Origin of the sequence: Pelagicoccus sp. SDUM812005 (assembly GCF_031127875.1) — a bacterium.
GTDB lineage: Bacteria > Verrucomicrobiota > Verrucomicrobiia > Opitutales > Opitutaceae > Pelagicoccus.
On sequence record NZ_JARXIA010000018.1, the window covers coordinates 46718 to 67566 of the forward strand.

Genomic DNA, 20849 nt, shown 5'->3' on the forward strand with positions numbered 1-20849 from the left:
CCCGCATTTCACTCTTCCACCTGCGAATTTGGCGAATCGAATATCAGAACCCAGTTGAATATGAGCGCCGAAACAGTTAGCTTTTCCGACATATCTAGCGAAACGATGACCTCCTCTAACACTGCTCGTAAGCCCCTCACGGAGACCGAGCTCGTGCAGGCGGGCTATCGCTATGCGCTCTCGATCGCCCGCCACCATCAGGACGCGGAAGATTTGGTGCAGCAGGCGTGGCTCAAACTGATGCGAGCCTACGGTCGCGTAGAAGGCACTCCCGTCCTCTTCAGGACGATCCGCAACCTTTTCTACGACATCAAGCGTCGCGACAAGATCGTGCAGTTCGAGCCGCTGGAAAAGTCGCCCGAACCCGGCAAAGGGGAGTCCAACGGAGTATCCCTCGACATGGAAGTCGTGTTGGAAAAGCTCCGTCCGGAGGAGAGGGAAGCAATTTATCTCAATGTGGTCGAAGGTTTTACGGCTACGGAAATATCAGAACAGACAGGTTCCCCACGGGGAACCATTCTCAGTCACATCCACCGGGCCCGCCAAAAGTTGGCCAAGGCGTTCGGGGGAGAGTTTCGTGACGCGCAAAAGAAGTAAGCGACTTCTCACTTATTTAAGATGACTACTGACGATCAACAGTTAGACCAGAAGATCCGCGAGTGTTTCATGGCGGAGAGCCTTACGGCTGCTTCGGTCCAGACCATACTTGCTCGCGGGAAAAAGGCGAAGGAAGTTCATGACAGAGCGTGGTGGCGGCCTTGGCTGCCGGTGGCGGCTGCGGCTGCTTTCGTGATGCTCGTGTCCTTCCAAATCGGCAAGAACTACGACGTGTCCAAGTTCGCGACCAAGGTAGCGGGCGAAATTGCCATGCGGCACAACGGGGTGCGTCCCTTCGACGTGGAGGCCCATTCCTTCGACGAAGTGCAGAGCAGCTTGAAGGACCTAGCCTTTTCGGTGACGCCGCACGTGAAGCAGGGCTTGCTCTCGGCGTACGAGGTCGTAGGGGCCCGCTACTGTTTCCTGGAAGGCCAGCAAGGCGTCCACATGAGGGTCCGCAACCGCACTACGGGAGTGCTTTGTACCCTGTACGTCGCATCCTTGAACGGTTCCTTGAAGGAGCTGAAGGCCTCGGATCGCGAAGTGCATCTCGCCGCGAACGAGGTGACGATGTGGGAGGATAGCGATCGGTTGTTCGCCTTAGTGGAATGACCCTAGCTGGTCCTAGGTGATTTAAAAGAGTGTGAAAGGGCGATCTGAGCGTTAAGCTAGGTCGCCTTTTTTGTGCCGGTGCGCGTAATGGGTTTCCAGCATAGCGATCCCCTCTGATGCCTACCCCTTTTTCCAGATGGCCAAAATTCTTATCGTAGACCCGCTCGATCTGTTCCTGAAGTCGGAGGACGGCTCTGTTATTTGGAGTTCTCGCTCTTGTTTCGAGGCCTGCCTGCGCGAGGTGGAGGGCTTGGTGTTCGAGTATACGACCCCGAAGGACGGGGACCTTTGCCGTCGCGCCTTGCGAGCGGATGGGGTGATTTTGGGCGGTTCGGAGGCCTCGGCCTGGGAGGACACGGTTTTCAACGACAACCTTCTAGACCTGATCGCGATTTGTAAGAACAACGAGATCCCCTTGTTCGCCATTTGTTACGGGGCGCAGCTATTGGGGCGGGCCTTGGGCGCCCATGTTTCGCGGCATCCGGACGGCATCGAGCTGGGAGCTCCGGCGATTCGGATTTCGGAGAAGGGGAAGCAGCACTTCGCTTTCGACGGCGTGGAAGGCGGTTGTATCTGGTCGGTGGAGACGCACAGCGATGCGGTGATGACCTTGCCGCCGGATTGCGAGTTGCTTGCGTCCACGGCCCACACGCCGGTGCAAGCCTACGCGTACAAGGATTTGCTGACGGGGGTGCAGTTTCACCCCGAGATGAACAGCGACGACTTGCGTTACTTGTGGCAGGCCTTCGAGGGAAGCGGCTATGTGGACGAGGTTCCTTTGTCCTACCGGCAGCGTATCCACGCCTGCGAGTGCGAGCGGCTGGGCTTGATGCTGCAGAACTTTGCCAAACGAGTGCGGGCTGGGAGCCGGCTGAAAAGCCGCTCGAGCTTGGGCTTAGGTCGGAGCTAGGGAGCGTCGCCGCGAGCGTGGCGGCGTTTCTAGCCGTCCCATTCGATCTCGGCCCCGAGCTTGCGCAGGTTTTCCGCGAAGTGCGGATGGGCGCGGCGGATGGGGTCGGCGTTTTTGACGATGCTGCGGCCTTCGATGCTGGCGGCGGTCATGTAGAGGGCCACGGCGGCGCGGATGATGTAGGGCGCTTCGACCTCGGCGGGTCGCATGGGGCGTTGGCCGAAGATAATGACGCGGTGCGGGTCGCTCACGACGGCGTGGGCCCCGAACTTTACCAGCTCGGGTAGCCAGGCGAAGCCGCCTTCGTAGACCTTGTTCCAGAAATGCATGACGCCTTCCGCTCGCGTGGCGAGGGCTACCATGGGCGGAAGCAGGTCGACGGGAAAGTAGGGCCACGGCGCGGCTTCGATCTTGGGCAGCAGGTTGGAGGTGTAGGGCTGCTGGATGCGAAGAGGCTGGTTGGGGCCGCAGATGGCGGTGTCGCCTTCGTAGGTGATATTGACTCCGAGCTTGGCGAAGCTGCGGTTGATCAGGTCGAAGTGCTGCGGAACGGAGTTGCTGGTGCGCACGTCGCCGCCGGTGATGGCTCCCAAGGCGAGGAAGGTGGCGACCTCGTGGTGGTCGGACGAGATGGCGGCGTCGGCTCCGGAGAGGGAATCGACTCCGGTGACGGTGATGACGCTGGTGCCGATGCCTTCGATCTTGGCTCCCATGCTCTGCAGGAAGCGGCAGAGGTCCTGCACGTGCGGCTCGCTGGCGGCGTTGGTGAGGGTGGAAACGCCGCTGCCGGTGGAGGCGGCCATGACGAACGTTTCGGTGGTGGTGACCGACATGTAGTCGGCCCAGTGGGAGGCGGCTTTGAAGCGGTCCGCGATGGTGAGCTTCAGTTCGCCGTTGTGGGCGACCTTGGCTCCGAGGCAGGTGAGGATTTCGAGGTGGGGGTCGAGTTCGCGGATGCCGAGGGCGCAGCCCTTGGGGTTGGAGTCGAGGTGGATTTCCTTGAAGCGCTGGAGGAGGGGGGCGAAGAGCAGGACGGCCGAGCGCATGCCTTGGGGCAAGGTTTGCGGGTCGAAGTCGGACCCGAGGTCGGAGTGGTCCAACCGCATGGTTTTGGCTTCGCGATCCCAATCGATGCGGGAGCCCAGTTCGCGGAAGAAGCTGACCAGCTTTTCGATGTCGGTGATGGCGGGAACGTTGCTCAGGGTGACCGGTTCGTCGGTCAGTAGGGTGGCGCACAAGATCGGCAGGACCGCGTTTTTGTTGCCCGATGGGGTGATGGTTCCAGAGAGGGGTTTGCCGCCGTGTACGATGAGATTAGCCATGAGGGAAGAGTCGTTGCGGAGCTTCGCGGTCCCTTTCGCGCATTTCAACCGGAAATGGGAGTGGAATGTGAATCATTCTATTTTGCATTGAAAAGGGCGGCTTCGTTCGTTTTGTACTTCGCTCTCGAGCGTTGAGACTTTTGCTCCAGCGACCCGAGGCACCAAGAATTCAGTATTAACTCAAATTAGGATCCTGATCCCTGCGACAGGCACCCGAAACATGAAAAGCATACCTGACTTCCAAAAATGGAAGGCGGACGGCAAAGCGATCACCATGGTGACTTGCTACGATGCCGCGACCGCGAAAATCGTTAACGCCACGAGCGTTGACTCGATCCTGATCGGCGATTCCTGCGCCATGGTGGTGCATGGATTTGACAGCACCGTTCACGCAACGGTCGAAATGATTGCCACCCACACCGCTGCCGTGCGTCGCGGCGCTCCGGACAAGGTGATCGTGGCCGACCTCCCCTTCCTTTCCAATCGCAAGGGAATCGACAGCGCCATGGACGCGGTGGACCAGCTCATGAAGGCCGGGGCTAATGCGGTGAAGCTCGAACGTCGCAAGGGTAACATCCAGCTCATCGAGCACATCGTGGACAGCGGCGTACCGGTGATGGGTCACTTGGGTTTGACGCCGCAGTCGGTTAATGAATTTGGCGGTTTCAAGATGCAGGGCAAAAGCGAGGCGGCTGCTCGGGCCTTGATCGAGGATGCCCAGATGCTGGAGCAGGCAGGGTGCTTTTCGGTCGTGCTGGAGTGCATTCCAGGCGATGTCGCCGCCCAGGTGACGCATGCGGTTTCCATCCCAACGATCGGGATCGGCTGCGGCCCGGAGGTTTCGGGCCAAGTGCTGGTGATCAACGACCTGCTCGGCATGGATGCCCATTTCCAACCACGTTTTGCTCGCAAGTACGACAGCTTGAGCGATCGCATCGGCCAGGCCGTAGATCGTTATTGCGCGGATGTGCAGAGCGGGGCGTTCCCAGCGGTGGGCGAATATTCGTCCCGCTTGGCGAAGCTTGGAAACTAGGGCTATGACTCAAGTATTGCGAACGGTAGGGGCCTATCGCTCCTGGCGTAAGGAAAGTGTGGGTACGGCGTCGCTCGGATTCATTCCCACCATGGGCGGCTTGCACGCGGGACATCTCGATCTCGTGAAGCGCGCCCTAGCGGAAAACGAGCGCGTGGCGGTGAGCATTTTTCTCAACCGTACCCAGTTCAACAAGCAGGAGGATTTCGACAAGTATCCAGCTGTATTCGCCGAAGACCTACAAGCCCTGGAAGCCCTAGGGGTGGATGCAGTCTTCGCCCCCGAGTACGATGACATGTATCCGGACGATTATCGCTACAAGGTGAGCGAGTCCCAGCTTTCGGCCGAACTGGAAGGGGAGCACCGTCCGGGACATTTCGATGGAGTGCTGACGGTGGTGATGAAGCTGCTGGTGGTGGGCGACGCGACGCGGGCTTACTTCGGCGAGAAGGATTGGCAGCAGCTCCAGTTGGTGAAGGGGATGGTGAATGCCTTCTTCCTGCCGGTGGAGATCGTGGCATGCCCGACCATTCGCGAAGCGAGCGGGCTGGCTATGAGCTCGCGCAATCGACGTTTGTCGCCGGAAGGTTTGCAGCAAGCGGCCCGCTTTAACCAGATTTTGAATACGGCGGAAAACGAAGCGGCTGCCATGGCTGAACTGAAGGCAGCTGGGTTCGAGCCCGAGTACGTGGCCGACCGCGGTGATCGCCGCCTCGGAGCCGTGGTGCTCGAAGGGGTACGTTTAATTGACAATGTAGAAAGAAAGGTGGCTCGATGAATCTTTGTATCGATGTCGGAAATACGCAAATGCACGGCGCTGTCTACGATGGCGACCGTTTGGTAACGCAGTTTCGTAAGGAAAGCGCCCACTCTTCGCGAGACGAGATCGGGCTGTTCTTGGTCGCGGTACTGCGGGAGCACGGGGTGGACCCCGCTCGCGTGGAGCGCATCGGCATCAGCTGCGTGGTGCCGGACGAGGTGCACTCGCTGCGCAACGCCTGCCGGATCTATTTCGAGCTGGAGCCGCTTTTCCTCGAAGCGGGCGTGAAGACGAAGCTGAAGATCAAGACCCGCAATCCTTTGGAAGTGGGGGCGGACCGTATTGCCAATGCGATCGCGGTGGCTGAAATGTATCCAGAAACGAACGTCGTGGTGGTAGACTTCGGTACCGCTATCACCTTGGACGCGGTGAGCGGTAAGCGCGAGTACTTGGGCGGCTCCATTTGCGCGGGGCTGGGCTTGGCCATGGAAGCCTTGGGCTCGAAGACGGCGAAGCTCCCGTTCGTGGAGATCTACGCGCCGAAGCGGGCTCTGGGGCGTTCGACAACGGAGGCGATCCAGAGTGGCTTGTACTACGGCTATTTGGGAATGGTGCGCCATCTGGTGGAGCGGATTCGCGAGGAGGCCTTTGGCGACGAGCCGACGCGCGTCATCGCGACAGGCGGGTTTTCCCAGCTCTATCGCGATGCCGGCTTGTTCGACGAGATCGTGCCCGATCTCGTATTGCGCGGCGTCAATGCGGTGCTCGCGTGGAACCCGGTCGAGCCGGAAAAGGAAGAGGCGGAAGCCTAAGCGAAGGAATATTTTGTTATGAAGCGACACATGTTAAAGTCGAAGATCCACCGGGCTACGGTCACGGACGCGGATTTGAACTACGAAGGCTCGATCAGCATCGACCCTGTCCTGTGCAAGGCGGCGGATCTGGTAGAGTTTGAAAAGGTGGATGTCTACGACATCGACAACGGAAACCGTCTCACGACCTACGTGATTTGGGGCAAGCCCGGTGAGATTTGCCTCAATGGCGCCGCGGCCCGCTTGGTGCACCGGGGGGACAAGGTGATCATCTGCAGCTTCCAGGAAGTGGAGGACACGGATATCGACGCGTTCAAACCGAAGCTCGTCATGGTGAACGCAGACAATTCCATCAAGCACGTCGGCGAGCCGCCGATTCGCCGTCCGTAGAGAATAGGCTTCTTTGGCTCACCGCCTGATTCGTTTTGAGATGGCCGCCGTGAGCCAGGCCAGCGGCACAGCGAATGCCGCCGGCGAGATCTCATAGTCTCGCAGAACCCGAGGCATGCGAAGAAACCAATGCGGCCCGAGGAAACCGAGGCGGTGCTGGGGCGCGCAAAAAGTATATCAACGTTGATATACTTTTTGCACAGGCGGCGGTGAGGGGGAGCTGCGGGTTGGTGAGGTGGAGCTGTCGATCGCTGCGTTTATCGGGTTGTCAGGATAGGTGGGCGGGGTTTTGCTGGCGGGATTATGGCGGAAAGCGCAGAAGAAGTTGTTTTTGATTCGGTTGAAGATGCGATCGCGGACATCGCGGCGGGCAAGCCGGTGATCGTGACGGATGACGAGGATCGCGAGAACGAGGGCGACCTGGTTTTTGCCGCTTCGAAGGCGTCGGTGGAGAACGTCAACTTGATGATCCAGCATGCTCGCGGGCTTATTTGCGTTCCGTGCACGCCGCACCATTTGCATCGTTTGGGGATCAGCCCCATGGTGCAGGAAAATCGGGAGTCGCATAAGACGGACTTCACGGTTTCGGTGGACGCGGCGGAGGGGATCACTACGGGGATCAGCGCCTACGATCGCTACCACACTATCAAGTTGCTGGCCAATCCGGACACGCGGCCGGACGAGCTGGTGCAGCCGGGGCACGTGTTTCCCTTGAAGGCCAAGTCGGGCGGCGTGCTCGAGCGGGCTGGCCATACGGAAGCGGCGGTGGATTTGGCGTCGCTGGCGGGGCAGTTTCCCTGCGCGGTGATTTGCGAGGTGCTCAACGACGACGGCACCATGGCCCGTACGCCTCAGCTCTTCGAATTTAAGAAGCGCTTCGGGTTGAAGATGATCTCCATCGCTTCCCTGATCGAATACCGCCACGAGCGGGAGAACTTGGTGGAGCTGGTCAGCGAGAAGCCTTATGCGAGCCGCTACGGCCACTTTACCATGAAGGTGTTCCGCAGCTTGCTGGACGGACGGGAGCACGTGGCCTTGGTGGCGGGAGAGATTACTGGCGAACCGACCTTGGTGAGGGTGCATGCGGAGAACGTGATCAAGGACATTTTCCATCCGGAGGGAAGCGTGGCGGATGACTCTATCGGCTTGGCCATGAAGCGGATCGCCGCGGAAGGCAGCGGCGCGATCGTGTACATTCGCCGTCCCGGCGGGGGCTTGGTAGAGACGCCGGAGGACAAGACCATGAGCTTGCGCGAGTACGGGATCGGGGCCCAGATCTTGTCGGCTATCGGCTTGCAGAAGATTCGTTTGCTCTCCCATTCCAGCCGCAACGTGATCGCGCTCGACGGCTACGGCCTGGAGATCGTGGAAACGGTCGGCCTGTAGGAATTGTGTAAGGTGAAGGTGGAGGGGAGGAATCGGAGTTGGATTCGGATTCGCCTTTTGCCTTTACAAGCCTAGGGAGGGAGGCAAGTTGCCCTTCCTCTCACGTAGCTGTTCTTAAATCGTTCTTATCATGAGCCAACTATCGCCATCCGCGCTGAAAATCGACGGGTCCGACTTCCGGATCGGTGTCGTTGCAGCCCGATTCAACGAGGAATACGTCGCGGGCTTGCTCGACGGAGCCCTTGCAACCCTCAAGCAGGCGGGAGTCGCGGACGATGCGATCGTCGTGGAGCGGGTACCGGGCGCCAACGAGCTGCCGGTAGCGGCCAAGTTCTTGGTGGATTCCGGTTCGTTCGACGCGGTGATCGCTCTTGGGGTGGTGATCGCGGGCGGCACGCGCCACTACGAGATGGTTTCCGACTCGGCCAACCATGGTCTGCAACAGGTGGCGGTTTCCTCCGGCATGCCGGTGGTGGCGGGCTTGATCGTAGGGGAGAACGAGGAGCAAGTGCGGGAGCGTTGCATCGGTTCGATTCCCAAGGGATCGGAGTTTGGGCAGTGCGCCCTGGAAATGGCGAAGCTGCGCCGCAAATATTCTTAAGACATGTCCGAGGGAAAAAAATCTCAACGCCGTCAGTGTCGCGTCGCCGCGATGCAGTACATCTACGCCTGGTCGATCAATCGGCCCACCAACCTCGTCGACGACCTGAGCGTTTTCTTCGAAGGCCTCGAGGAGGAGCGCGACTACTACAACTTCGCGGAGGAGCTCGTGCACGGCGTCATCGAATACTCTGCTGAGATCGACGACAAGATCATGGAGTTGGCCAAGAACTGGGACTTCGAGCGTATCGCAAAGATCGACTTGGCAATCCTGCGCCTGGCCGCCTACGAGCTGCTGTATCGCAAGGACATCCCGCCGGTCGTGACCATCAACGAAGCGATCGACTTGAGCAAGGAGTTCTCCACTGCCGAGTCGCGCCGTTTCGTGAACGGGATTTTGGACAAGCTCAAAGGCGGGCTGGATCGACCATCTCGCACGGCGAGCTGGGAGTAGTTGGATAGCGAATACGGTTAGCTTATAAGAGAGGGACGCTCGAATGCTTTCGATTTTCAAGAAATTCAAGGACGGTCTCGCCAAGTCGGCCAAGAGCATCGCTGAAAAGACGGGTGGCATCTTCGGTCGCAAGAAGCTGGACGCTTCCACGATCGAGGAGCTCGAGGAAGCGCTTTTCGCTTCGGACTTCGGCTACGAGACGACGGAGGAGATCGTCGAGGAAACGCAGAAGGCGTACAAGAAGGACAAGGACCTGCGCGGCAAGGACGTGGCGGCGATCGGCTCTTCGGTCTTGAAGCGCGTGCTGGAGGGTTCTGAAGGCCGTATCCAGTTCGTGGAGGGATCGCCAACGGTGATCTGCCTGATCGGAGTCAATGGTTCGGGCAAGACCACGACCACGGCCAAGCTTGGCTACCAGTACAAGCAAGACGGCCGCAACCCGATGGTGGCTGCCTGCGACACCTTTCGCGCGGCCGCGATCGAGCAGCTCAAGGAGTGGTCTTCCCGGCTGGGCTTGGACATCATCGCCGGGCAGCACGGGGCGGATTCGGCAGCGGTCGCTTTCGACGCCTACCAAGCGGCCAAGGCCCGCGGCCACGATACCTTGATCATCGATACGGCGGGCCGCTTGCATACCAAGAGCAATTTGATGGACGAGCTGGCGAAGATTCGCCGCGTGCTGCAGAAGCACGACGAGGCGGCGCCACACTACAGCCTTTTGGTGGTGGACGGTAGCCTCGGTTCTAACTCGATCGAGCAAGCCCGCGTCTTCAACGAAAAGTTTGGCCTCGACGGTTTGGTTGTGACCAAGCTCGACGGGACCAGTCGCGGAGGAGCCTTAGTAGGCATCTATCGCGAGCTCAAGCTGCCCATCTTCTTCCTCGGCTTCGGCGAAAAGCCCGAAGATCTGCAGGAGTATCGAGTCGACAACTACGTGGACGCGATCTTCGGGGCAGACGAGGAAGAGTAGCCCCCGTAGCGCGGAGCTTTAGCCCGCGACCGCAGAGAGTGGATCCCGCAATATTTTGTAGGTCTGTCGCTTGCGGCACGCTGCACTGAAGGTTTGATCCGTTTGATGCGGTGCTAACAAGCGCCGACCTTACTATCGCTCTTGCAATGTGGTCGCGGGCTAAAGCACCGCGCTACGGGGTTACCCCTGCCTGCCGCTGGGACAGCGGGTATTACCTCAGAGTCCTCTCCGAGCTGCGGTGAAGTCTTTTCATCTGGAATGTCACCTTTCCGAGGGACGCGGGCGAAGAATTCACCTTGCTTCGCGGGGGTGGCTGGCTTGCATGGTGGGCGTGTCTGAAGAAAGTGGATCATACGGTTCTGAGGTGAATTCCCGCAAGTGGTGGGATCCTGTTTTGGCGGTGTTCCATCGCTTGGAGAATTGGTCCATCGCGATTGCCTTGGGCGCCATGATGTTGCTGCCGCTTTTCGAGATCGTGATGCGCCAGTTCGACGCCGGGATTTCAGGCAACTCCGCGATCCAGCAGCATTTGGTACTTTTCGTGGCGATGGTGGGCGGAGTGATCGCTGCCCGCGAGGCGCGCCTGCTTTCGCTTTCGACCTTTACCGCGTATTTGAAATCTGGGTATGCGGCGGCTGCCAAGAACATTAGCGGAACGGTTGCGGCATTCGTTTCGGCGTCGCTGTTCGCGGGTAGCTACCGGTATATCTTCAACGACTTTAGCGACATGGAGTCGGAGTTGTTTCCGGGCTTTCCGCTTTGGTGGGCGAAGCTGATTTTGCCGCTCGGGTTCTTGGTGCTGACCTTGCGGCTGATCTGGCAGTCGGGGGATCGCTGGTGGTTGCGCTTGATCCCGATCGTGGTGGGTGCGGGCTTGTTTTACTTTGGATTCTACGAGTTCGACGAGGTGGAAGGCTTCGTTTGGCCGCTGTTGACGGTGGTGCTGATCGCAACGGTTTTGGGCGCTCCGATTTTCGTGACTTTGGCGGGAGCGGCATTGGTGTTGTTTTGGGGTTGGGGCGGCTACTATCCGGAAGAGGTGGGGCCGATCTTGGCCTTGAATCTGTACGACTTGGTAAAGAGTCCGATGCTGGTGACGCTGCCTTTGTTCACCTTGGCCGGTTACCTGTTGGCGCAGGGGGAATCGTCGCAGCGCTTGATTCGCTTGATCAACGCGGTCTTCGGGCGGGTGCGAGGCGGGCCGGCGATTGTTACGGTTTTGGTATGCACGTTTTTCACGGTGTTCACGGGCGCGAGCGGGGTGACTATTTTAGCGCTGGGCGGTTTGTTGATGCCGGTGCTGTTGGCCGCGGGTTACGACGATCGCAGGAGTATCGGATTGTTGACGGGAGCGGGGTCGCTGGGAGTCTTGTTTCCGCCCTGTTTGCCGTTGATTCTTTATAGCGTGGTGGCGTCGTCGGCGCGGGTGAGCATCTCGCTGGAGCAGATCTTTCTCGGAGGCTTGTTGCCGGGTGCTTTGTTGCTTGTATTGACAATTGGATACGGAGTAATGCGGCAGCCGAAGCGGGTGGCCGCTCCGGACGAAGCTCCGTTTGACTTAGGCCTTTGGGTCAAGGAATTGGGCAAGGCAGCGTGGGGCGCGACCGGCGAGATGTTGCTGCCGGTGGTGGCTCTTTTTGCATTGTTTAGTGGATACGCGACTCCGGTGGAGGCGGCAGCGGTATCGGCCTTTTATGCGATGATCCTTTACATCGTTGACGCGAAGCTGGTGCGCAAGGTTTCCATGCTGAGGGAGTTGCCGGGCGTGATGGCGGAGTGCGGACTGCTGGTAGGTGGCGTGCTCTTGATCCTCGGCGTAGCCATGGGCTTCACCAACTACTTGGTAACGGAGATGATTCCTGATCAGCTGGTGATGTGGGCGACGGAGAATATCGAATCGCCTCTCGTGTTCCTGCTGCTGCTGAATCTGTTCCTGATCGTGGTGGGTTGCTTGATGGATATCTTCTCGGCCATCATCGTGATCGTGCCTTTGATCGTGCCGTTGGGGGCGGCGTTCGGGATCGATCCGGTGCACTTGGGCATCATCTTTTTGGCGAACTTGCAGCTTGGATACATCACGCCGCCGATTGGCATGAACCTGTTCCTCGCCAGCTACCGTTTCGAGAAGCCGATGAGCATGGTGATCCGAGCGGCCCTGCCGATGCTGGTCGTTTTCGTGGTCGGCGTGCTGCTGATCACTTATTGGCCGGCCTTGACGACTTGGTTGCCGAGCGTAGTGCTGGGGCGTTAGGGGTTCTTTTTCCTACCCTTTCGAGCCGGTGGCGGTGATGCCTTGGATGAAGGTTTTTTGGGTAAAGAAGAAGAGTACGATCAAGGGTAGGATAATGAGAGTGCTGGCGGCCATGAGGTAGTGCCATTCGGTGCCGCCTTGTCTCGACTGGAAGGCTTGGAGGCCGAGGGCCAGGGTGTAGTTCTCTTGGTCGTTGATGAAGATGAAGGGGGCGAAGAAGTCGTTCCAGCTGTGCATGAAGGTGAAGAGGGCGATCACCAGCAGGGCCGACTTGGAGAGCGGGAGGATGATTTGCCAGAAGATGCGGAGCTCGCTGCAGCCGTCGATGCGGGCGGCTTCTGTAATGGTTTTGGGGATACCGAGGAAGAACTGGCGCAGCAGGAAGATGTTGAAGGCGTTGCCGAGGAAGAAGGGGACGTAGAGGGTCTTGAAGGTGCCGATCCACTCGAGTTCGCGGAAGAGGGCGTAGGTGGGGACCATGATGACGGGGAAGGGGATCATCATGGTGGCGATGCAGAGGTAGAAGACTTTGTCGCGGCCGGGCCAGTCGATGCGGGAGAAGCCGTAGGCGGCGAGGGAACTGGAGAGCACGGAGCCGAGGACGGATAGCAGGGCGACGTAGAGGGTGTTGGCGGCGTAGCGCCAGAAGTTGCCCATGGAGGCGATGGCTTCGCTGAAGTTTTGCCACATGAGCTCGGAGGGAATCCAGACGGGGGGCAGGGCCATGGTTTCCTCGAGCGGCTTGAAGGCGGTGGAGATCATCCAGGCGAAGGGGGCTGCGAACTGGATGGCGAAGAGGACCAGCAGCGCGTAGAGGAGGATCTTTCCGAGGAGGCTGAGTTTGTGGGTAGGCACTGTGTTAAATGAAGAATTAAGAAGTGGGGAGAGGATCGGCTTGTGTCTTTTTTGCCCACTAAGGGCACTAAGGGACACGAAGGTATTTGGGGGATGTGTTTTTTGGTGAACTTCGTGTCCTTAGTGGGAAAACATATTTTACTTGCCGGCGTAGTAGACGCGGCGTTCGGAGAGTTTCATGAGGGTGATGGTGAGGGTGACGACGAGCACGAAGAAGATGAGGGCCATGGCGCAGGCGTAGCCCATCTCCCAGTCTTGGAAGGCCTTGAGGTAGATGTAGGTGGCGGCGAAGAGCATGGAGCCGCCGGGGCCGCCGGGCGGCTCGTTGACGCCGTCCATCATGACGAAGGGGACGGCGAAGACTTGGAAGGCGGCGATGAAGCCCATGATCATGTTGAAGAGGATGTAGGGGGAGACCATGGGGAGGGTGACGTGGGCGAGCTTCCCCCAGAAGCCGGCTCCGTCGAGTTCGGCGGCTTCGTAGAGTTCGACGGGGGCTTCTTGCAGGCCGGCGAGGAAGATGACCATGGCGTGGCCGAGCCCCCAGACGCTGGCGACGACGAGGCCGAGCTTGGTGAAGGCGGGGTCCTCGAGCCAGGCGGGGGTGTCGAAGTGGGTGCCGAGCAGGGCATTGGCGAAGTCGGCGAAGGGGCCGATGGCTTGGTTGATGAGGCCGACTTCACCGTTGAGCAGCCAGCGCCAGATGACGCCGAGACAGACCATGGGGACGAGGGAGGGGAGGAAGAAGGCGGTGCGGAAGAAGCTTTTGCCGAGAACGTTGAAGTTGAGCAGGATGGCGAGGAAGCAGGCCAGGGCGGTGTTGAGGGGGACGGAGAGTGCGGCGAAGAAGACGGTGTTGAAGACGGCCTTCATGAAGTTGCTGTCTTGGGCGAGCTCGGCGTAGTTCTCGGTGCCGATGGGCACGGGCGGGGCGAGTACGGAGTAGTCGGTGAAGGAGAAGTAGAGGGTCGCGACGAGGGGGTAGAGGGCGAAGGCGAGGAAGCCTAGTATCCATGGGGAGATGAATAGGAGGCCTTTGATTGTATTGGTGCGTTGGGTACGAGTCATGTGTTTTTTTGCCCACGAAGGTCACTAAGTTTCACGAAGTAAGAACTAAGATAAGTCTTCGTGTATATTCGTGTCCTTAGTGGGCGAAAATTATTCGATGGTTTCGTCGATCTGCTTTTGCCAGAGGGCTTGGTAGGATTCTTCGACCCGGGACCAGCGGAGCTGCTTTTTGTCGAGGGCCTTTTGTTGGCGTTCTTGGAGTTGGGCGAGGCCTTCTGCGGGGGTGACGAGGCCGTAGAGGAGGGAGTTGGCGGCTTCGTTGACGTCGGTGAAGTAGTTTTGGTATTGGGCGAGCTGGGGGCGGGCTTTGGCGTAGCCGGAGTTGGCGATGTCGAGGTGGACCTGCAGGTAGGGGTGGTCGTGCTTGTCGTAGAAATCTGGAGACACGGCTTTGAGGGAGGTGAGCTTGCCGTGGGCGAGGGCGAGCTTTTCGAGTCCGCCCTGTTCGATTAGGTAGCGCATGAAGGCGAAGGCTTCGGGGACGTGGTCGGCGCCCTTGGGGATGACGGCTTGGTCGACGTCGGCGATGGCGTAGTAGGGGATGCCGGCGTCTTGGGAGGCGGGGAAGGGGGCGCAGCCGTATTCGAAGTCGTCGGGGGCGAAGGTTTCGATGAAGCGGTTCATCCAGATGCCTTGCAGGACCATGGCAACCTTTCCGTCGAAGAAGGGGTTTTGCGGGGAGGAGAAGCGTCCGAAGCCGGAGCGTAGCTTGATGAGCTCGTCTTTGCCGAAGCGTTGGTGGTAGGAGGCGAGCCAGGCGGCGGCTTTTTGCCAGCCCGAGTCGAGGAAGAGCATGCGGTCTTGGCCGTCGTAGGAGCCTAGGCCTAACCAGTTGCTCCACTCGGGTCGCCACCAGCCGGGCTCGAGGGGGAAGTGGCCGATGCGGGAGATGGAGCCGTCGTCGCGTTTTTGCGTAATGAGATCGTTGATACGCTCGAGCTCTTCGAGCGTTTCGGGAGGGCGGTCGTAGCCGACTTCGCGGAAGATCTTCTTGTTGTAATGCAGGGTGGTGACGGAGCAGGTGAGGGGGATGGCCCAGGTGCGTCCGCGGTAGGTGGCGGTTTCCCAGAAGGTTTCGACGAAGCGTTCGGGGGTGATGTCGGCGGTGGAGCAGAGTCCGTCGAGGGGGGTGAGGGCGTTGTTTTCGGCGTAGGGGGCGATGAACTGGTTGTTCATGATGGCGATGTCGGGGGGATTGCCTCCGGCGGTGGCCAGCATGATCTTGGTCTGCGGGTCGGTGATGTTGAGGGTGCGGACGAAGATCTCGCTTTGGGAGCCGTTGAAGTCCTCGACGACGGCGTCGATGCCGGCGCGTTCGGTGCCGGCCCAGCTGGTCCAGAGGGTGACGATGGTGCGGCCGTCTTCGGTGCGGGTACGGTCTCTGGGGGAACAGGAAGCGAGGAGAAGGGCGAGCGCTGCTAAGGGTAGGGAGGCTAATCTGAGCACGCTGCTATTTGTCCACAGATCGCGGGGATTGGCACGGATTTTTTTTGGCAAAGAGCGCTGTCCTAACGAGTGGGATCGGCCATCGTTTCCTCGACGACGGTCTTTTCCTTCCAGGCGGGGGTCCACTTTCCGCTCTGGTAGAGGTAGGCAGCCAGGAAAGTGGCGGCCAGGGCGGCGGTGATGATTACGAACAGGAAAAGGCCGCCCTTGTGTCCGTTTTGGCTAGACAGCTTGGTCGAGCGTTTGGAGTTCTTGGGAAGTTTTCGGATCGTGGTAAGGGTGCGGGCAAGGTGGGTATTGATGCTGATCTGCCCGTTTACGGCCCAGCCGTTGGCGTCGAGGATCGGTCCGAGGGTTCGCTGTCGCAGACGGATCCATGCTAGGAACATGGAGGGCAGCGATATCATGAGAACCACCGCGAGCAGGGCTAGGGGGAGCCAAGGGCCAAGCGAGATTGCTCGTATTAACAGCATGGATACGAATGTGCCGATACTGCCGACGGCGACGCCGATGGCTGCGACGGTACCGACGTTGATTTGCGCGCTTTTCTTCTCCGGGGCCTTCTTGTCGGCTTGGGCGACGGCGCTCGAGGTGGTGGCGAGGCGTTCGGTAACAGCGTTTTCGGCTGCTTCGGCTCGCTTCGATATTTGCGTATCCAAAAACTTGGCGAACTTTTTATAGGGAGACCAGAATGCTTGCCGGATGCTGATCGGGTTTTCGACGATTTTGACAACGCGTGCGTGCCAGTCCTTGCCGTCTCTGTCGTAGAAGACTCCGTTGCGGCCGACCATGAGGTGGTCTGAGCCGCCGTTGCTGAGGACGGCGGCGATATGGATAGGGGTCTCGCCCGCGCGGGCGCACTCGCAGTAGATGAGGTAGCAGCGGCTGAGGGAGGCTAGGGTGGAGTGCGCGATGGGATTGGCGACTCGCACGCAGAGGTTGCAGCCGCGACTGTCGATGTAGAGGGTTCCTGCCTGGAAGATAGCGGATCGCTCGAAGGAGAAAAAGTCTGCGAAGTTGACGAAGTTTCGGGCGATCTGGTGGAGGTCTCGCTGGTAACGGACGAGGCGGTCCAGGTCGTCCACGGCGGCAACTTCGTCGGCGAGTTCTCGGTCCTGGGCGATGAGGGCTTCGAGGCGCGGTCGGTAGTCTTGCTCGAGCAGCTCCTGGATTCGGGTGGCGGGGAGCTGGCGGACGCTGAAGTCGTGAAGTTCTTTGTGGCGGGCTTCCACGGTGGAGAATCGCTCGGAAATCTCTCGCCAACGTTGAAAGCTGAGTCGGGAGCGGTCGGCGTAGTCTAGTTTCTCTAGCACCACGGCTCTGAATCCAGCTAGGTCTTGGCTCCAGGCTGGGTTGATGGGACCGTCTAGGTCGAGCTGGAGATCGGCGGTGGGTGGGGCGAGCGGAAGGGCTCGCAGGGATTCGGGGAGGGAGGATAGGTCATCTTCGCCGATGGCTGCGAATTCGTCGGTATTGTGGTTGAGCGGCTCGGCGGCGCGCGGGTCGTAGGCGACCAGTTGGCAACGCGAGAAGTAGTCGTCTATCTTGTCCTTTATCTTTCGATAGGCTTCGAATCCGACGGGAGTTTCTTCGGGGGAGTCGGTTTGCGACCACTGGGAGTAGCGTTCCAGTTCGTCGTAGAAGGTGGCGAGCGTGGCGTTATCGACGCCCATTTCACCGCCGCGGTCTCGCTTCCCGCCGGTGCAGGCGACGATGTCGGCGATCGCTTGTGAGAGTTTCGGATCTGGAGCGGAGCTTGCGGGTACGATTCCGTCGCCGTTGAAAGCGGCTTTGCTGAAGATCTCGGTGCGTTGGCTGGTTTCGGCGACGCTGATGGTGGTCGAGTCGGCCTTGCCGAGGTTTTGCAAGATGGCCTTGGCGGCGTTGAGGATCGATTTTCCTTGGGCGGTATCGGTGGCGATCTTGTCGAGAGCGAGGTTTTGGTTTCCGTCGACGAGGGCGTCCAGGTCGGTGAGCCGTTTGCTTGCCCAGTCGATGGCGGCGAGCAGTTCCGGGATGCGCACGGTGCCGTCTCGGTCGGTGTCGATGAGGGCGAGGGTGGCTTCGTCGAATTCGAGTCCTTTGACGGGGCAGCTGAGGGCGACCCACAGCTTTTGGTCGAGCTGCGAGAGGTTCTTGAGGTCTTCTCCGGATTGCAGAACGACTTGGTCGACATTGCCGGCGCGGAAAAAGGTCCAGCTCGGTTGGCGTTTGGTGGGGAGTGGTTGGGCTGGTCGGGGCGAGGCGGGCATGCTTGAAAGGTGTCTACGGTTCGGGTGGCGGAATGCAGCAATCCGGAGGGATATTTGCCGCAAGGTAACGTCTTCGCGGATACATGCAAATTGTGCGCCGACAGTTTCGAGAACTAGATTGGGGGTGCTTCGCGCTTGCAGCGGGCGAGTGGAATTCGGTAGCTGGTAGTGATGGCAATGGCAAATGTGGCGGCAGCGATTCGGTTCGAAGGGGTATCGAAGCGCTATGGGGGGCTTGCGGCGTTGGACGCGGTGGACTTGGAAGTGGAGCCGGGGGAGATCTTCGCTCTCTTGGGACCGAATGGGGCGGGCAAGACGACGGCGATCGGCTGTGCCTCCGGCTTGATCCAGGATTTCGAGGGAAGAATCGAGGTGGGGGGCTACGATGTGCGGAAGGACTATCGGGTGACGCGGCGGCTGGTGGGGCTGGTGCCGCAGGAACTGAATTTCGACGGCTTCTTTTGCGCTCGGGACGCGCTCTTTTTTCAGTCGGGGTATTTCGGAGTGAGGCCGGATCGAGCCAAGATCGAGGCCATGCTGCGGAAATTTGCCCTGTATGAGAAAGCGGATACGAATACGCGTCGTTTGTCCGGAGGCATGAAGCGTCGCCTGATGGTGTGCAAGGCGCTGATGCACGATCCGGCGGTGCTGTTCTTGGACGAGCCGACGGCGGGGGTCGACGTGGAGCTGCGGGAGGACTTGTGGAAGGTGGTTCGCGGCTTGCGCGACGAGGGGGTGACGATCGTATTGACGACCCATTATCTGGAGGAGGCGGAGCAGTTGGCGGATCGGATCGGCGTCATCGATGGCGGGAAAATTTTGCGAGTGCAGCCGCGGGAGGAGCTGATGCAGGAGCTGGGGAAGCGTTGGGTGGAGCTGAGCTTTTCGGTTGAGGTGGAGGCGAGCGTTTTTGCATCTTTGCAGGCGGACCGAGTGGAGCAAGTGAGCGGGCGCGTATTGAGAATTGAATACGATCCGGGTGGCGGGATGTCGGAGGAGGAGCATGCGATCGGTGCCATCTTGGATTTTGCTCGATCGCGAGGGCTGGTGGTCGTGGATATCCGAGCGGGGCGGAGTTCTTTGGAGGACATCTTCAAGGGTTTGCTGGCGCGGAAGGGAGGCGCGGCGTGAGCGCTCGATCGGATTTGGCGTTGGAGCGGTTGCGGCGCACGGCGGAAGCGGCGAAGCGGTCTTCGGGCTGGTATGCGGCGTGGATCCTGTTTCGCCGAGAGATCAAGCGGTTCATGATCATCCTCGGGCAGAGCGTGGTGAGTCCGGTGATCACGACCTTGCTCTATTTTTTGGTTTTCGGATTTTCGTTGGGAAGCCGCTTGGACGAGATGGGCGGCATTTCGTATATGGATTTCCTGACGCCGGGATTGATGATGATGTCGCTGATCAACAATTCGTTTATCAATTCTTCGTTTTCGTTCTTTTTGACCAAGGTGCATGGTTCGGTTGTGGATGTCTTGGCGTCGCCGCTTTCGAATCTGCAGATCATGGCGGCCTACACAGCGGCCTCGCTGGTGCGGGGGATGCTGACCTCGGTGATCATTTGGGGAATCGCGGCGGGGTTCGGGGCGAACACCTTGCACGATCCTTTGCTGACGGTTTGCTTCATGGTGCTGGTGTCCTGCGCCTTTAGCTTGTTTGGGCTGGCGACGGCGGTGGTATCGAAGGAGTTCGAGCACGTGAACTTGGTGCCGAATTTCGTGGTGGTGCCGTTCACGTTTTTGGGCGGGGTGTTTTATTCGATCTCCTTGTTGCCGGGCGCGTGGCAGACGGTGGCGTTGTTCAACCCGTTTTTGTACATGGTAAACGGTATCCGTTTGGGCATGACAGGCGTGGGCGATGTTTCGATCGGTAGTTGCTTTTTAGTGAGCGGGGTGTTTCTGGCAGTATCGTTTGCGGCGGCGTGGTACTTGTTGCGGTCGGGGAAGAACTTACGAAGTTGAGGGAGGGGGATGTGTTTTTAACCACAGATTTCTCGGATTTGTTTTTGATGGATCTTCTGAAGAGGGGGGAATGGAATTTTATTTGATGAATATTGTTTTGTTTGAAGAGGAGGAGTTGGAGCGAGAATTGCCTTTGGGCGATGAGCGGGCGGTGCATGTCTTGAAGGTTTTGCGGCGGCAGGTTGGCGACGATTTTGATGTGGGCTTGATTGATGGGCCTAGGGGTAGGGCGACCGTTAAGGAGATTTTGGATACGGGTTTGCTATTGGGTTTTGAATGGGGGGAGGAGGAGCCGGAGTTGTTGCCGATCGATTTGGTGGTGGGGTTGAGCCGTCCGCAGACGATGCGGAAGGTTTTGAATGAGGCGACGACTCTTGGGGTGAGGAGTATCCGATTTGTGGTGACGGATAGAGGGGAGCCGTCCTATGCGGAGTCGAAGCTTTGGTCGACGGGGGAGTGGCGTCGCCATGTGCTGGCAGGGGTGGCTCAGGCTTTTACGACGCGGGTGCCGCAGGTGAGCTGGGGGATGAGCCTGAAGGAAGCGGCTGCCGAGCTGGCGGGACGGGAGTGTCGCCTGGCTTTGGATAACTACGAGGGGACGGTGCGGCTGGCCGAGGCTTGCAGGGGAAGTGGCGATCTTGTCTTGGCGATCGGGAGCGAGCGAGGTTGGACCGCTGCGGAGCGAGATTTCCTGCGGAGCGAGGGGTGGACGCTAGCGGGAATGGGGGATCGGGTTTTGCGAACCGAAACGGCTGTCGTTGCGGCGGTGGCGGTGGCTCGGGAGCTGATGGGGAGGGCTTAGGGCGCGGCTTGTTCTTCAGGCGGTTCCGGAGCTTTGAGGTCCGACTTTTTGTCGAATGCGTTAAATGTTATTTTTGTATCGGGATCTAGGATACGGATCTTGAAGTCGATGCCAGGCTTTGGGGCGAGGGTGAGTATTTTGAAGTCTACGCCGGTCTTGGGAGGGACGATGCGGATCTTGTAGTCGATCCCGCTGGCATTGGCTTCTGTTGCGGCGGGGGCGATGAGGAAGGGCTCTGGCGAAGCAGGATTGAAGGCGTCGGCTTCTGGAGAGAGTGGAAAGCTCAAGTCTGGCGAGACCGGCTCGTCTTGGGCTTTGGCGAAGGGGGCGAGGGAGAGCAGGCTCGCGAGGGGTAGGAAGGAGCGGGAGTTCAT

Annotated in this window: 21 protein-coding genes; 15 read left to right on the forward strand and 6 right to left on the reverse strand. The window is 59.4% G+C overall.

The window, feature by feature from the left end; all coding sequences use genetic code 11:
* Positions 1-105: 105 nt before the first annotated feature.
* The 3 genes from QEH57_RS18895 to QEH57_RS18905 all read left to right on the forward strand — a co-directional run bounded on the left by QEH57_RS18895 (position 106) and on the right by QEH57_RS18905 (position 2119).
* A complete protein-coding gene (locus tag QEH57_RS18895; RefSeq protein ID WP_309008341.1) occupies positions 106-597 on the forward strand; it encodes an RNA polymerase sigma factor in 492 nt (163 codons plus the stop codon).
* Positions 598-618: 21 nt separating this feature from the next.
* On the forward strand, positions 619-1209 hold the full coding sequence (locus QEH57_RS18900) for a hypothetical protein (RefSeq protein WP_309008342.1): 591 nt from the start codon (positions 619-621) through the stop codon (positions 1207-1209).
* Positions 1210-1345: 136 nt separating this feature from the next.
* Complete coding sequence (locus QEH57_RS18905) at positions 1346-2119, forward strand: type 1 glutamine amidotransferase (protein WP_309008343.1); 774 nt, start codon at positions 1346-1348, stop codon at positions 2117-2119.
* Between the two features lie 29 nt (positions 2120-2148).
* On the opposite strand, the gene QEH57_RS18910 is transcribed toward QEH57_RS18905, so the two are convergent.
* Complete coding sequence (locus QEH57_RS18910; protein WP_309008344.1) at positions 2149-3441, reverse strand: UDP-N-acetylglucosamine 1-carboxyvinyltransferase; 1293 nt, start codon at positions 3439-3441, stop codon at positions 2149-2151.
* Between the two features lie 220 nt (positions 3442-3661).
* Here QEH57_RS18910 and panB point away from each other — a divergent pair, with 220 nt between their 5' ends.
* The 9 genes from panB to QEH57_RS18955 all read left to right on the forward strand — a co-directional run bounded on the left by panB (position 3662) and on the right by QEH57_RS18955 (position 12097).
* Positions 3662-4474 (forward strand): 3-methyl-2-oxobutanoate hydroxymethyltransferase, encoded by an 813-nt coding sequence (panB, locus tag QEH57_RS18915; protein ID WP_309008345.1) that lies wholly within the window; start codon positions 3662-3664, stop codon positions 4472-4474.
* Between the two features lie 4 nt (positions 4475-4478).
* On the forward strand, positions 4479-5252 hold the full coding sequence (panC, locus tag QEH57_RS18920; protein WP_309008346.1) for a pantoate--beta-alanine ligase: 774 nt from the start codon (positions 4479-4481) through the stop codon (positions 5250-5252).
* Complete coding sequence (locus tag QEH57_RS18925) at positions 5249-6046, forward strand: type III pantothenate kinase (RefSeq protein WP_309008347.1); 798 nt, start codon at positions 5249-5251, stop codon at positions 6044-6046. Before panC ends, QEH57_RS18925 begins: the two co-directional genes overlap by 4 nt.
* Positions 6047-6064: 18 nt before the next feature.
* Positions 6065-6436 (forward strand): aspartate 1-decarboxylase, encoded by a 372-nt coding sequence (gene panD / locus QEH57_RS18930; protein ID WP_343224815.1) that lies wholly within the window; start codon positions 6065-6067, stop codon positions 6434-6436.
* 303 nt (positions 6437-6739) lie between these two features.
* Positions 6740-7822: a 3,4-dihydroxy-2-butanone-4-phosphate synthase gene (gene ribB / locus QEH57_RS18935; RefSeq protein WP_309008349.1), complete on the forward strand. Its 1083-nt coding sequence runs from the start codon at positions 6740-6742 to the stop codon at positions 7820-7822.
* A 130-nt stretch (positions 7823-7952) separates the two neighbouring features.
* Positions 7953-8423 carry a 6,7-dimethyl-8-ribityllumazine synthase gene (ribH, locus tag QEH57_RS18940; RefSeq protein ID WP_309008350.1) on the forward strand — a complete coding sequence of 157 codons (471 nt, stop codon included), beginning with the start codon at positions 7953-7955 and terminating at the stop codon, positions 8421-8423.
* Positions 8424-8426: 3 nt separating this feature from the next.
* A complete protein-coding gene (gene nusB / locus QEH57_RS18945; RefSeq protein ID WP_309008351.1) occupies positions 8427-8876 on the forward strand; it encodes a transcription antitermination factor NusB in 450 nt (149 codons plus the stop codon).
* 43 nt (positions 8877-8919) lie between these two features.
* On the forward strand, positions 8920-9846 hold the full coding sequence (ftsY, locus tag QEH57_RS18950) for a signal recognition particle-docking protein FtsY (RefSeq protein WP_309008352.1): 927 nt from the start codon (positions 8920-8922) through the stop codon (positions 9844-9846).
* A 331-nt stretch (positions 9847-10177) separates the two neighbouring features.
* The gene (locus QEH57_RS18955) at positions 10178-12097 is read left to right on the forward strand and encodes a TRAP transporter large permease subunit (protein WP_309008353.1); all 1920 of its coding nucleotides are present in this window, start codon (positions 10178-10180) and stop codon (positions 12095-12097) included.
* 12 nt (positions 12098-12109) lie between these two features.
* On the opposite strand, the gene QEH57_RS18960 is transcribed toward QEH57_RS18955, so the two are convergent.
* From QEH57_RS18960 to QEH57_RS18975, 4 genes are all read right to left on the reverse strand, one after another.
* Complete coding sequence (locus QEH57_RS18960) at positions 12110-12952, reverse strand: carbohydrate ABC transporter permease (protein ID WP_309008354.1); 843 nt, start codon at positions 12950-12952, stop codon at positions 12110-12112.
* A 138-nt stretch (positions 12953-13090) separates the two neighbouring features.
* Positions 13091-14020: a sugar ABC transporter permease gene (locus QEH57_RS18965; protein ID WP_309008355.1), complete on the reverse strand. Its 930-nt coding sequence runs from the start codon at positions 14018-14020 to the stop codon at positions 13091-13093.
* A gap of 90 nt (positions 14021-14110) precedes the next feature.
* Positions 14111-15466: an extracellular solute-binding protein gene (locus tag QEH57_RS18970; protein WP_309008356.1), complete on the reverse strand. Its 1356-nt coding sequence runs from the start codon at positions 15464-15466 to the stop codon at positions 14111-14113.
* Between the two features lie 62 nt (positions 15467-15528).
* Positions 15529-17718, reverse strand: a complete 2190-nt coding sequence (locus QEH57_RS18975) for a hypothetical protein (RefSeq protein WP_309008357.1) — start codon at positions 17716-17718, stop codon at positions 15529-15531.
* Between the two features lie 171 nt (positions 17719-17889).
* Between QEH57_RS18975 and QEH57_RS18980 the strand changes: the two genes are divergently transcribed.
* The 3 genes from QEH57_RS18980 (at position 17890) to QEH57_RS18990 (ending at position 20475) form a co-directional block, all read left to right on the forward strand.
* The gene (locus QEH57_RS18980; RefSeq protein ID WP_309008358.1) at positions 17890-18849 is read left to right on the forward strand and encodes an ABC transporter ATP-binding protein; all 960 of its coding nucleotides are present in this window, start codon (positions 17890-17892) and stop codon (positions 18847-18849) included.
* A complete protein-coding gene (locus QEH57_RS18985; RefSeq protein ID WP_309008359.1) occupies positions 18846-19673 on the forward strand; it encodes an ABC transporter permease in 828 nt (275 codons plus the stop codon). The genes QEH57_RS18980 and QEH57_RS18985 overlap by 4 nt, the downstream gene beginning before the upstream one ends.
* A gap of 85 nt (positions 19674-19758) precedes the next feature.
* Positions 19759-20475 carry an RsmE family RNA methyltransferase gene (locus QEH57_RS18990; RefSeq protein ID WP_309008360.1) on the forward strand — a complete coding sequence of 239 codons (717 nt, stop codon included), beginning with the start codon at positions 19759-19761 and terminating at the stop codon, positions 20473-20475.
* On the opposite strand, the gene QEH57_RS18995 is transcribed toward QEH57_RS18990, so the two are convergent.
* Positions 20472-20849 carry a hypothetical protein gene (locus QEH57_RS18995; protein ID WP_309008361.1) on the reverse strand — a complete coding sequence of 126 codons (378 nt, stop codon included), beginning with the start codon at positions 20847-20849 and terminating at the stop codon, positions 20472-20474. The two genes, QEH57_RS18990 and QEH57_RS18995, sit on opposite strands and share 4 nt — an antisense overlap.

What these genes read in the sequence shown, in the direction of transcription:
- nusB (WP_309008351.1), top strand. Translation starts at nt 8,427, where the DNA reads ATGTCCGAGGGAAAAAAATCTCAACGCCGTCAGTGTCGCGTCGCCGCG.
- ftsY (WP_309008352.1), top strand. Translation starts at nt 8,920, where the DNA reads ATGCTTTCGATTTTCAAGAAATTCAAGGACGGTCTCGCCAAGTCGGCC.
- QEH57_RS18910 (WP_309008344.1), bottom strand. Translation starts at nt 3,441, where the DNA reads ATGGCTAATCTCATCGTACACGGCGGCAAACCCCTCTCTGGAACCATC.
- QEH57_RS18905 (WP_309008343.1), top strand. Translation starts at nt 1,346, where the DNA reads ATGGCCAAAATTCTTATCGTAGACCCGCTCGATCTGTTCCTGAAGTCG.
- QEH57_RS18925 (WP_309008347.1), top strand. Translation starts at nt 5,249, where the DNA reads ATGAATCTTTGTATCGATGTCGGAAATACGCAAATGCACGGCGCTGTC.
- panC (WP_309008346.1), top strand. Translation starts at nt 4,479, where the DNA reads ATGACTCAAGTATTGCGAACGGTAGGGGCCTATCGCTCCTGGCGTAAG.
- QEH57_RS18975 (WP_309008357.1), bottom strand. Translation starts at nt 17,718, where the DNA reads ATGCCCGCCTCGCCCCGACCAGCCCAACCACTCCCCACCAAACGCCAA.
- QEH57_RS18900 (WP_309008342.1), top strand. Translation starts at nt 619, where the DNA reads ATGACTACTGACGATCAACAGTTAGACCAGAAGATCCGCGAGTGTTTC.
- QEH57_RS18895 (WP_309008341.1), top strand. Translation starts at nt 106, where the DNA reads ATGACCTCCTCTAACACTGCTCGTAAGCCCCTCACGGAGACCGAGCTC.
- panB (WP_309008345.1), top strand. Translation starts at nt 3,662, where the DNA reads ATGAAAAGCATACCTGACTTCCAAAAATGGAAGGCGGACGGCAAAGCG.
- QEH57_RS18980 (WP_309008358.1), top strand. Translation starts at nt 17,890, where the DNA reads ATGGCAATGGCAAATGTGGCGGCAGCGATTCGGTTCGAAGGGGTATCG.
- ribB (WP_309008349.1), top strand. Translation starts at nt 6,740, where the DNA reads ATGGCGGAAAGCGCAGAAGAAGTTGTTTTTGATTCGGTTGAAGATGCG.
- QEH57_RS18995 (WP_309008361.1), bottom strand. Translation starts at nt 20,849, where the DNA reads ATGAACTCCCGCTCCTTCCTACCCCTCGCGAGCCTGCTCTCCCTCGCC.
- QEH57_RS18965 (WP_309008355.1), bottom strand. Translation starts at nt 14,020, where the DNA reads ATGACTCGTACCCAACGCACCAATACAATCAAAGGCCTCCTATTCATC.
- ribH (WP_309008350.1), top strand. Translation starts at nt 7,953, where the DNA reads ATGAGCCAACTATCGCCATCCGCGCTGAAAATCGACGGGTCCGACTTC.
- QEH57_RS18990 (WP_309008360.1), top strand. Translation starts at nt 19,759, where the DNA reads ATGAATATTGTTTTGTTTGAAGAGGAGGAGTTGGAGCGAGAATTGCCT.
- panD (WP_343224815.1), top strand. Translation starts at nt 6,065, where the DNA reads ATGAAGCGACACATGTTAAAGTCGAAGATCCACCGGGCTACGGTCACG.